8 protein-coding genes are annotated in these 11640 nt (G+C 61.3%); 2 read left to right on the top strand and 6 right to left on the bottom strand.

Annotated features, from left to right (window positions below; genetic code table 11):
- Nucleotides 1-133 precede the first annotated feature (133 nt).
- Nucleotides 134-1024, top strand: a complete 891-nt coding sequence (locus tag HGO40_RS06440; protein ID WP_250962356.1) for an ATP-binding protein — start codon at nucleotides 134-136, stop codon at nucleotides 1022-1024.
- Complete coding sequence (gene msrC / locus HGO40_RS06435) at nucleotides 1021-1503, top strand: free L-methionine (R)-S-oxide reductase MsrC (RefSeq protein ID WP_250962355.1); 483 nt, start codon at nucleotides 1021-1023, stop codon at nucleotides 1501-1503. Before HGO40_RS06440 ends, msrC begins: the two co-directional genes overlap by 4 nt.
- Before the next feature lie 125 nt (nucleotides 1504-1628).
- Here msrC and HGO40_RS06430 read toward each other — a convergent pair whose 3' ends face one another.
- From HGO40_RS06430 to HGO40_RS06405, 6 genes are all read right to left on the bottom strand, one after another.
- Entirely contained in the window at nucleotides 1629-4577 is a 2949-nt protein-coding gene (locus tag HGO40_RS06430; protein ID WP_250962354.1) for an HD domain-containing phosphohydrolase, read from the bottom strand.
- A 117-nt stretch (nucleotides 4578-4694) separates the two neighbouring features.
- Nucleotides 4695-8315 carry a transporter substrate-binding domain-containing protein gene (locus HGO40_RS06425; RefSeq protein WP_250962353.1) on the bottom strand — a complete coding sequence of 1207 codons (3621 nt, stop codon included), beginning with the start codon at nucleotides 8313-8315 and terminating at the stop codon, nucleotides 4695-4697.
- Nucleotides 8316-8323: 8 nt separating this feature from the next.
- Complete coding sequence (locus HGO40_RS06420; RefSeq protein WP_250962352.1) at nucleotides 8324-8950, bottom strand: response regulator transcription factor; 627 nt, start codon at nucleotides 8948-8950, stop codon at nucleotides 8324-8326.
- Nucleotides 8951-9410: 460 nt separating this feature from the next.
- Nucleotides 9411-10739 carry a deoxyguanosinetriphosphate triphosphohydrolase gene (locus tag HGO40_RS06415; protein ID WP_250962351.1) on the bottom strand — a complete coding sequence of 443 codons (1329 nt, stop codon included), beginning with the start codon at nucleotides 10737-10739 and terminating at the stop codon, nucleotides 9411-9413.
- A 179-nt stretch (nucleotides 10740-10918) separates the two neighbouring features.
- Nucleotides 10919-11254: a hypothetical protein gene (locus HGO40_RS06410; RefSeq protein ID WP_053120523.1), complete on the bottom strand. Its 336-nt coding sequence runs from the start codon at nucleotides 11252-11254 to the stop codon at nucleotides 10919-10921.
- Nucleotides 11251-11640: a phage holin family protein gene (locus tag HGO40_RS06405; protein ID WP_250962350.1), complete on the bottom strand. Its 390-nt coding sequence runs from the start codon at nucleotides 11638-11640 to the stop codon at nucleotides 11251-11253. Before HGO40_RS06405 ends, HGO40_RS06410 begins: the two co-directional genes overlap by 4 nt.

The following is an 11640-nucleotide window of genomic DNA, read 5'->3' as shown; positions in this document are numbered from 1 at the left end:
CCGGTCAAGCATAGCTGATCATCTCTGAATACCGGTGCAACCGGTTGGTTTTGTGTGAAGTAGACCCGCCATTGGATACGGCGTTTCGTTGCTGGAGCGCCATCATTACTGTGAACCTGTCCGAGGAGAAGACGTGGACTCGCGATTGAATGCTTTTCTTGAGCGCGCCGATGCCGTGCTGGCCCGGATCGAGCCGTTGCTGCCGGCGCCCCGGCCCACCATCGACTGGTCCCAGACCCTGGCCGCCCGCTGGCAGCGGGACGGGCGCAGCGGCTACCTGCTGCCGCTGCAAGTCAGCCTCGACATGCGCCTGTCGGACCTGATCGGCGTGGATCGCCAGGTCGAACAACTGGGGCGCAACACGCGGCAGTTCATTGATGGCATGCCCGCCAACCATGCCTTGCTCTGGGGCTCGCGTGGCACCGGCAAATCGTCCCTGGTGCGCGCCCTGTTGGCCGAACATGCCCAGCATGGCCTGCGGTTGATCGAGATCGAACGCGATCACCTGGCCGACTTGCCCCGGGTGGTCGAGCAGGTTGCGAAACTGCCACAGCGCTTCGTGTTGTTCTGCGATGACTTGTCGTTCGAGTCCGGCGAAGGCGATTACCGCGTGCTCAAGAGCGTGTTGGATGGTTCGCTGGAACAGGCGCCGGACAACGTGCTGCTGTATGCCACGTCCAACCGTCGTCACCTGGTGCCGGAAAAGGAAAGCGACAACGAGAACTGGAAGCGGGTCGACGGCGAACTTCACCCCAGCGAAGCAGTGGAGGACAAGATCGCCTTGTCCGACCGCTTTGGTTTGTGGCTGTCGTTTTATCCGTTTACCCAGGAGCATTTCCTCGACGTCGTGGAACACTGGATCGGCGAACTGGCGGCCAAGGCCGGGCTGGCCTGGGAGCGCGATGAAGCCCTGGAGATACAGGCCGTGCGCTGGGCAACCGGTCGCGGCAACCGCAACGGACGTTGCGCTTATCAGTTTGCCCGTTACTGGGTCGGCCTGAAATTGTTGGAGCACAAGGCATGATCGATTTGAACGCTGCCGGAGAAGGCCTCGATGGCTACGCCTTGTTATCGGCACAGCTGGAATCCTTGCTGGCCGATGAGCGTGATTTCATCGCCAATGCCGCGCAGTTCTCGGCCTTTCTGTTCACGCAACTGGAAGACCTGAACTGGGCTGGTTTTTACCTCAATCGCAATGAAGAACTGGTCCTGGGGCCGTTCCAGGGCCAGATCGCCTGCGTGCGGATTCCCTTTGGCCGCGGCGTCTGCGGCACGGCGGCAGCGACCCGGCAGACCCAGCGCGTCGAAGATGTCCATGCCTTCCCTGGGCACATCGCCTGCGACAGTGCGTCGAACAGCGAGCTGGTGGTGCCGCTGGTCAAGGACGGGCGCCTGATCGGCGTGCTCGACCTGGATAGCCCGAAATTGTCGCGTTTCAGCGAGCATGATCAGGCCGGCATTGAAGCGTTGGCTGCGATCTTCCTGCGCCTGACGGATTGCTGACCCACGTCCAGTAGGAGCTGGCGAAGCCTGCGATCTTTTGATCCTTTGATTGTTCGCTTGAGATTCAAGTGTCAGGGGAAAGATCGCAGCCTCGCTTCGCTCGGCAGCTCCTACAGGGATTGCTTTCATGCCTTCAGCCCGGCCTTGGCCAGCAGGCTGTCGGGGTCGACTTCATCGATCTGGTGCGGGTCGAGGAACTGCTCGGCGTAGCTCAGGTAGATCTTTTCCTCGATGAACAGCCCGAACAGTTCGGGATCGATATGGGCGTCACGGCACATGGTGGCCATGATGCCCAGGGCCTCGCTCAGCTTCTTTGCTTTCTTGTAGGGGCGGTCGGCCGCTGTCAGTGCTTCGAAGATGTCGGCAATCGCCATCATGCGTGCCGGCAGGCTCATTTCCTCGCGTTTGAGGCGCTTGGGATAACCGCTGCCGTCCATCTTCTCGTGATGACCGCCGGCGATCTCCGCCACATTGTTCAGGTGGCTGGGAAAGGGCAGCTGGCTGAGCATCAGGATCGTCTGCACCATGTGATGGTTGATGTCGTAGCGCTCCTCGCGGGTCAGCGTGCCACGCATGATGCTGAGGTTGTAGAGCTCGCCGCGGTTGTATTTCCAGGCCGGCACATCGAGCTGGAAACCCCACGGGTTGTCCGCCGGGATCAGTTCGGCCGCGTGGCGCTCGAACAGGTGCTCGGGCTTGTCCGCCAACAGCGGCTCGGTGACCGGTAGCGTCGGCTTGGGCGTGCGGGCCTGGCGCCGGTTCTCTTCCCAGGAAACCCCCAGGCGATCATCGAGGGTCCGGGTCCATGGGCGTTGCGCGATGTGTTGCAAGCGTTGCAGGTCGGCCTCGGCCATGGCTTCGGAGCCCAGGTTGCAGCGCGCGACGAAAGCAAAGTCGTCATCCAGGGCGGTCAACGTCGCGTCACGCTGTTGCGCCAGGGATGACGACTCGCCACCGTTTGCCACGGCCCGCCAGTAATCGATCCAGGCGTCGCGCTTGAGCACTTCGAAGCGGGTGCGTATTTCGTGGATCCGGTCGTGCAGGGTTTCCAGTTTGGTGGCTTTGTCGACGACGTATTCAGGGGTGGTGACCTTGCCGCAGTCGTGCAGCCAGGCAGCGATGTGCAGGGCCTCCCATTCATCCTCTGTGGGCCGATAGGCGTCGAAGGCCGGCGCCTGGCTGGCGGCGGCGGCCTGGGCGAGCATCAGGGTCAGGACCGGCACCCGCTGGCAATGGCCACCGGTGTAGGGACTCTTGGCATCGATCGCGCCAGCCAGCAGTTGGATAAAAGCGTCCAGCAGTTGTTTTTGCTTGGCTTGCAGGCGCTGGCCCTCGATGCTCACGGTGGCGGCGCCGGACACGGCCTGGAGGAAGGCGATGCGGTCGGGCTGGAGTTTTTCCAGGTCGGCTTCGGTGCCGCTGTCGGTGATCAGCAACACCAACACGCCGACGGTTTCCTGGTGACGATTGCGCAGGCGGATACCAATCAGGTGGGCCCGAGGCGAGTCCAGTGCCCGCAGGATGCCCTGCAGGTCGGCGGCCTGCTCGAAGCCCAGGGAGGTCACCAGATTGTCCGAGACGGCCAGTTGCCGGAGCCATTGCGGGCTGTCGCCCGCCTGCAACTCAAGACTGCGCAGCTTGAAGGTTTCGAGGTCCCTGGGCGTGCCATCGATCACCAGCCCGTAGGGCTTGAGCCGATTGTCGTCGTTCTCGCGCAGGTAGATCAGGCCGGCCTGGGCCTGGCCGATTTTTACGGTTTCGAACAACACCCGCTCCAGCAGTGGGATGAAGCGTGTTTCGGCGCGCAGGCTGGCGGTGATTTCAAAGAAACTTGCCAGGGTCTCTTTCATGCGTGCCATCGAGACGCTCAACTGGTCGACCTCCAGCACCGGGGAGCGGCGTGACACCGGGTAGTTGAAATCGAAGCTGCGAATGGCGTCGGCTTCCTGCACCAGTTCGCGCAACGGCTTGACCAGGATCCTCGACGTCAACCAGCCCAGGGGCAGGCACAGCAGCAGGGTGGCGAGGGTGATGAGCGCGCCTTGCCAGCGCATGCGATAAGCGTTGTCCAGCAGCTCGTCTTCAGGCACCAGCAACGCCAGTTCCAGGCCTTGGGGCCCGCCTTCCTGCATGTGGCTGCGGGAAACGATCCACTGGCGTCCAGCCGCTTCCAGGCGGGTCGTGTCAGCGTTGTCATCGAGGACGGCGGCGATGGCCGGGCTGAGGTCGCGGGCCTTGATCAGGCGCGCGGACTGGGCGTCGGCGAGCAGCCGGTCGCGGTCGGGATAACCCACGGCGTTGCCCTTGGGGTCGAGCAGGACGATTTCGGTGCCGGTGGTGACCTTGTGCTTGGCCAGGGTCTGGGACAGGGCCGCCAGGGTCAGGTCGGCGCCGATGACCGCCTGCTCGCCGCTACGTCGGGCCAGGGTGGTGCCGACATTGTGGGTGGAGAAAAAAACGTAGGGTTCGGTGGTGATCTGCTCGGTGCTGTCGGCGGCGCTGCGAAACCAGCCCCGACTGCGCGGATCGTAGGTTTCGTCGGCGATGTCCCGACGCTCGATGAGCGTCAGGGTCTCGTCGTAGAACAGCGACTGGGAATGGACCGGGCCTTGCTCGGAGGCTCGCTCGACGGTCCAGACTTGATAGGCCGCCTCGGCGGGTGCCTGCAGGGCGGTTCTCAGGGCTGCGGTGCGCAATGGCCGAACCATCAGGAAATTGCCACGCTGATCGCCCAGGTACAACGACGCCAGGTTCGGGTTGTCCCGCAGTGCCTGGCTGAAGGGTGCGAGCAGGGCCAGGCGTTGCGCCATCTGCGGCGTGCGCGTCGCCGGGTAATCGGCCAACAGGCTCAACAGGTGGCGGATGGGTTCGTAGGTGTCATACAGGTCCAGGCGCACATCCTGCTCAATGCGGTTGAACAGTTTTTCGCTGCTGGAGAGGATGATTTGCGTGGTATGTCGGGAGTTGAAAATACCCAGCACCACCCCGGTCAACAACAAAAGCAGGGTAAACATCACGCTGATATGGACGTGCAGGGGGAACCGGCGTTTGTCCGGACGCGGTGCGCTGGGCATTGCAGTCACTCCATGGGGGCAGGGGGCGTTCTCGATGGGTGTTTCCGCGTGCAAGGGAAACCGATCGAGAACCCCCCAGGTACGCACTGCTGAGCGAATAGCATAGTAAACACTGGGTTATTTTGCCTTGGCGATTTCCGTTTCCAAGGCCCGTTCCAGTTCGGTCATGGCGCGGTCGAGGGCATCGATACAGTCGCTGATGCGTTCAGGTGCCTGTGCCTGATGACACGCCTGTTCCAGCGCCTCGCACCGCTGGATCAAAGAGGTCGCCTGGACGATGCGGGCGACGCCTTTGATCTTGTGCGCCGTTTCGGTCAGCGCTTGCCGGTTCGCTCCCCGGGCGACGTCGAGCAACTCCTGGCGATCCGCGCGGCTGCTGCTGAGTAACTCAGCCAGCAGGCGCCGGTTCGACGAAGGGTCGCCGCCGGTCAACGCCTGGAGGCTGTGGAGGGAGAAAACCGCTGGATGGTCGACCGGTTTGACGGTCTTGATCCACTGGCTCAGGGCGCTCAGGCTGATCGGTTTGAACAGGCAATCATCCATTCCGGCGTCCAGGCAGCGTTGTTTTTCCTCCGGCTGGGCATTGGCGGTGAACCCCAGGACGGTGCAGGGCGCCCGTCGCTGTTCGGCCTCCTCGCGACGAATCGACCGGGCCAGTTCGTAGCCGCTCATGATGGGCATGTTGCAATCGGCAATGACCAGATCGAAATCGCCTTTTTGCCAAACCTCAAGCCCGTGGGCGCCATCGTGGGCGACCTGGTAGTGATGGCCGAGGTATTCCAATTGCTGGGACATCAGCAGGCGGTTGGCCGGGTGATCGTCCACGATCAGGACGTTCAAGATGGCCTGTGCCGTTTCGATGACCGGTTCCAGTGGCGCGCTGACCGGCGCCGTTGACAGGACGGTGAGTTGCAGCCGGACCTGGACCTGGGTGCCGACGCCGGGTTGGCTGCTCATATGGAGGTTGCCGCCCATCATCTGGCACAGGTTGCGACTGATCACCAGCCCAAGTCCCGCGCCTTTGCGGGCCATCCGGCTGCTGTTATCGACCTGGGCAAAAGGCTCGAACAATCGATGCAGGTCGGCCGGGCCGATGCCGATGCCGCTGTCGTTGACTTCCAGGTGCATGTCCAGGACGTCGTCCCGCTCGGTTGGCGATAGCCGGACCTTGACCACGACCTGGCCCTGCTCGGTAAATTTAAGGGCATTGCTGATCAGGTTCGACAGCACCTGCTTGAATCGCAAGGGGTCTACCGACACGTCAGGGTTTCCCTCGGCGGCGTCGAACTGCAACGACAACACCAGGTTTTTTTGCCGGGCCACGCCCTCGAAGACCCGAATGACCGATTGCAGCCGGGCCCTGAGATTGACGCGTTCGGGGGCCAGGCTCAGATGGCCGGATTCGATACGGGCGATGTCGAGGATATCGCCGATCAGCTCGAGCATGCCGGACGCCGACTCGTACGCGACTTCGATGGTCGAGCGGTCCAGGTGGCCCTTGTCGGCGTGTTTCAGGGCCAGCTCGAGCATGCCGATCACCGCGTTCATGGGGGTGCGGATTTCATGGCTCATGGTGGCGAGGAACGTGCTTTTGGCGCGGTTCGCGTCATCGGCCCGTTGCTTGGACGCGCGCAATTCCTCGAATAACTGCCGTCGTTCACTGATGTCGATCCAGCCGCCGATGATGCCTTGCACTTCGGCGGCGGAGTTTCGGTAGGGGAGGATCCAGTGATAGATCGTCAGCTTCCGGTCGCCGATGTGCAGGGGGCGGTCGACGATCAGGGCGCTGCCTTCGGCCATGACGCGTTGGTAGTCCGCCTGGTACTCCTGCGCTTCGAAGGCGTTGCTCATGGAGCCTGGCATCGAGTCCTTGCCGATGACGTCTTCACGCCTGGCGTTGAACGCTTCCAGGTAACTGTCGTTGCAGCTTTGCAGGATACCGTTGCGATCCCTCACGTAGATGGGGTGCGGGGTGCCGTTGAGCAGTGCCTGCATGAATTCCAGGTGATCGTTGAGGGCCAGATCCGCCCGTTGACGTGGCCTGATCTGGCGCCGCATGTAGGCGTTCCAGGCCAGGGACAGCAGCAGCAACAGGCCCACACCCGCGACGACCTGGAAGAACAGGTGGTTATAGGTGCGCCAGGTGTGTTCCGAGGGCGAGACGTAACCGCGCCAGCGGTTGTTGATGACGCCCAGTTCGTCAGGGTCGATGCTGGTCAGGGCCTTGTCGAGGATGGCGTTCAACTCGCTGGCGTGTCTGGCGGTGGCCAGCGCGAACAGGGCTTGCTGGGTGCCCACCGTGCTGCTGATTTGCAACCTGTCCCGCCACGCATGGGAGGCGATGAAGTAGTTGGCCATCACCTGCGAGTGCACGCTGCCGTCGACCTGGCCATGGGCGAGCATTTCCACGGCGCGCACGGAGCCGTCCGTTTCGATGATCCGGATATTCGGGTACTGGCTGCGTAGCCAGTCAATGACGGGGTTGCCTTTGGCGATCGCCAGGCTGGCTTGGCCGAACTGGTCGAGTGTCGTGGGGGTGTCGGACTGTTTGCGGGTCAGCAGGACGAACGCGCTGTCGATGTAGGGGCGGCTGAATTTCAACTGGCGTTGCCGTTCACTGCTGGGCAACAGTGCGGCGATCATGTCGGCTTGATCGTTCAGGACGGCAGCGATCATCTCACTGTCGTTCTGGCGGCGCTGGATGTCCAGGCGCAAGCCGGTGCGCAACCGGATCAGTTCAAGCAGGTCGGCACTGATGCCGCGAAAATCGCCGTCCGAATCGAAGAAGGTGAAGGGGGCGGAGGTTTCGTTCACCACCACCCGGACCACCGGATGCCTGTCCAGCCAACGTTGCTCGCGGTCGGTCAGTTGTACCCGGTGATCGGTGAGGTACAGGTCGCTGCCCGCACTCCAGCGTTTGGAGATGGCCGCCTGCTCGGCAATGGGGACCTGGTTCAGTATGGTGTTGATGATTTCCAGCAAGCGGGTATCGCCACGGCGTACGGCGAAACCGAATCCATAGGTTTCATGCTTGCCGAAGCTGGCCATGCGGATATTGCTCAGGTAGCCCTTGCTGATCATGTAGTGGGTGGACAGGGTATCGCCGAGAAATACATCGGCCTGGCCAAAGGCGACGGCATTGATGGCGTTCTGGTAGGACGGGTAGGTGGTGATGATCGCGTTGGGGTAGAGTTTTTCGATTTCCCGCAGCGGCAGGTAGTGATAGACCATGCTCAGCCGCAACCCCTTGAGGTCTTCATTCAGGGATCGGCTTTCATTCGTTCGGGTGACGAGCACGGGTTGGTCCACCGCGTATGGCGTCGATAGCACAATGTCGGGGTCGCGGGCTTCGAAACCGTTGGCGGTGCCAAGCATGTCGATGTGCCCGTTCTTGAGAGCCGCCATGGCGGCCTCACGGGAAGCGAAGCGCAGGACGCTGATGGGCCGGCCGGTGGCCTTGGCGACGAGGTTGGCATAGTCGGCGGTCAGGCCTTCGTAGTCGCGTCCACTGGCGGAGAGATCGAAGGGCGGATAATCCGGTGCGGAGGTTCCCAGGACCAATTCCTGTCGGTCTTTTAGCCAGGCGCGGTGAACGTCATCGAGCTTGATTTCGGCCTGAGCCGTGGACGACCGACCCAGCAGCGTGTATTGCCCGGGCGTCTCTGGCGTCGCCGCGAGCGCTCCTGCGTACAACGCTACGCTGATCAGCAAGAGACATTCGGTTATGCGTCTGAGCATGCTGTTTCTCACACCAGCGCGTTGCGCTTCGCCATTTCAATCAGCTCGACCAGGGACTTGACCTTGAGTTTCTGCATCAAACGTTTTTTATAAGTGCTGACGGTTTTATTGCTGAGAAACATCCCCTTGGCTATTTCCTTGTTGGTACGGCCCTGGGCGAAAAGTTGCAACACCATCAGTTCCCGATCGTTGACGCTTTTGAAAAGGTCCAGCTCTACACTGCGTGGATCATCCGGGCGTACCGGGTTCAGCGCCTGGCTGGGAAAATAGTTGTAGCCGGACAATACCGCTTTGATCGCACTGACGAGTTCGCTGAGGTCTTCCTGCTTACAAACGTAACCAGAGGCACCGGATTGCATGCATCGGATCCCGAAGAGCGTCGGCGATTGTGCCGTGAGCACCAACGTCTTGAGCGGCGTGGGCATGGCGTTGAAGCGTGACAGGATTTCCAGCCAGTCGAGTTTGGGGATGCTGATGTCCAGGATAACCAGGTCTGGCATGCACTCGCGCACCATTTGCATCGCGTCGACGCCGTTGTCAGTTTCTCCTACGACCTTATAACCCTCATGTTCCAGGAGCATGCGAACGGCGAGGCGAATGACCGGATGATCGTCGACAATGAAAACGGAGTTCATGAATAAATTACCCTGCGAACTTGAATAAAGCGCGCACCTTAGCCCACTTATAGCCAGGGCCGTACGAAGAGACAGGCATGCAACTTCAATTTCAGAAGTTTCCTACAAAAAAAGAGGCAAGATATTACGACGTAAACGGTTTTTTAGTAGGTGGATGACAATAAAGACGGGTAGGTGTTGGCAATGTGTGAAGGAATATTTCTTTGATTGTGTGTTTTGCGCAAACAAAGGAAGCGTTTAAATCAAGGTGTGTGTAAGCCATACATTTATTTATCTAGTTCCAACTTCCTGTGGCGCAGCGCTACAAAATTCACATTCATCGCCATTCCCGTGGGAGCGAGCTTGCTCGCGATGACGGTGGCACATCCTGCATCGATGAGCACAGATTTACCGCCATCGCGAGCAAGCTCGCTCCCACAGGTTTTGTGCCAGGTGCCGCACACCGTCGACTCCACGCCTTTTATTGACGCGTACGGCCCGTCATCTCCTGGGCCATCTCGCTGGCGTAGCTGTCAGTCATGCCGGCGATGAAATCGATCATGCGCAAGAACGCACCATGCAAAGGGCCGTTGGGATCCGGCGCATTGTTCCCCAGCAGGTCGAGGATGCGTCGATTCTTGAACGAAGGCGTGCGCCCGCCGTGCTGTTCGAGGGCGGCGCCGCAAAAGCCGTTGAGCAGGATTTCCAACGTGGTGTAGGCACCGATTTCATGCAGGGTCTTGCGCTTGTCCTGGAAGATTTTCCGCCGTGCCATGTCCTTGGCATTCAACACGCAACGTTTTGCCGGGCCGTGCATATGTTCCACCAGGTCTCCTGGCAGCGTGCCGGCCAGCAACGCTTCCTGCTGCTCGACAAACGCCCGGGCGGCGGCGTTGGTCAGGTGTTCGATGGCCTTGCCCCGCAGGATCGCCAGCTTGCGCCGCCGAGAGTCCTGCGGCCCGAGCTGCCGGTAGGTGTCCGGAAGATCGTCGCCCACCAGGTCCAGGAGCAGCGATTCCACCTGAGGGTATTCCAGGAGGTCCATCTCCACGCCGTCTTCCAGGTCGATCAGCGCGTAGCAGATGTCATCGGCGGCCTCCATCAGATACACCAAGGGATGCCGTGCCCAGCGTTGATCCTCGATCTGTGGCAAGCCGAGCTTGTGGGCAATCTGTTCCAACAGTGGCAGTTCGCTCTGGTAGCAACCGAACTTATGCTTCTTGTAGCCCAGGGAGTCGGCGTGACGGGCGGTCCAGGGGTATTTCAGGTAAGTGCCGAGGGTGGCATAGGTCAGCCGGGTTCCGCCGTCGAACTGATGGTATTCAAGTTGGGTAAGGACGCGGAAGCCCTGGGCGTTGCCTTCGAAGTTGAGGAAGTCGTTGCGCTCGGCTTCGCTCATGGCATCGAGCCAGCCACGCCCGGCGGCCTGCTGGAACCAATAGCGAATGGCGTCTTCGCCGGAATGACCGCCCGGCGGGGTGCCAATGTCGTGGGCCAGGCAAGCCGATTGCACCACCATGCCCAGGTCGCTGGGCTCGCACCAGTCGGGCAGGGCGTTGCGGATGGTTTCGCCCACACGCATGCCCAGGGAACGCCCGACGCAACTGACTTCCAGGGAATGGGTCAGGCGCGTATGGATGTGGTCGTTGCTGGACACCGGATGCACTTGCGTCTTGCGCCCGAGGCGGCGGAAGGCACCGGAAAAGATGATGCGGTCGTGGTCCTTGTGGAAGGGACTACGGCCCAGCTCTTGTGGGCTGTGCAGCGGTTTTCCGAGACGTTCGCGAGTCAGCAGGGTATGCCAATCCAAGGCCGGTTGCTCCGTTCGATGAGGTCGATGCCCTAGCTTCCCGGTTCGTGGGGCGGCCTGCAAGGCCTATAGGCCTGCACAGGCTGGATACATACCCTTTGTGGCGAGGGAGCTTGCTCCCGCTGGACTGCGAAGCAGGCCAAATCTTGTGAGTGCTCCCTCGCCACAGGTATAGGTATTCAGGGTTTGCGCAGGGTCTTGGCCAGCTTGATCAGCGGCAGCAATGTGGTCGCCAGGCGGATCAAGCCTGTTACGCCACCGCCACCACCACGGCGGGTACGTTTGCCGGTGAGAAAGCCCAGCAGGGACACCGCCGCCACGCCCCACAGTGGCGCATGCTTGATGCCGAAGCCTTCGTGCCAGCTTTGCGTCAAGCCGCGGACCCGATGCAAGGGCTGCAACAACTGGCGCGTCTCTTGCCGGATTTCCTGGCGATGCATTTCCATGCGCAGGCGCACCAGTGCCTTGCGCATTTCCTGTCGTGTCCGGGCTTGGGGGATATCAGGCAGGCTCATGGCAGCAGGCGCTCCCGGTCATTGGCCAGTTCTTCGAGGGTGGCGTTGAAAGGAGAGGACTCGTCGTAGATCGCTGCCTTGAGCCGCAGACCGCAAAACAGGGCCGCCAGCAGGTAAAACAGACACAGGCCGATAATGCCCGACAGACGATAGGTGTCCCACACCAGGCTCAGCACCAGCGCCGAAAGCCCGACCAACAGCAGCAAGCCGAAAACCAGCGCAAGGCCGGCGAACAGCAGGAGGCTGACGGTGCGTGCCTTCTGTTCCTGCAGTTCAATGCCGAACAATTCGACGTGACTGTGCAGCAAGCCGAGAAACGCCGCGCCCAGTCGGCGCGCTGTAGGTTGTGTGCCCGCTTCGGACGAGCCGGAGTCGTCGATACCCAT

The organism is Pseudomonas sp. CG7 (genome assembly GCF_023701885.1).
Taxonomy (GTDB): Bacteria; Pseudomonadota; Gammaproteobacteria; order Pseudomonadales; family Pseudomonadaceae; genus Aquipseudomonas; species Aquipseudomonas zanjanensis.
Note: the sequence above shows the minus strand (reverse complement) of the source record. Positions and strands in the feature narration are given on the sequence as shown.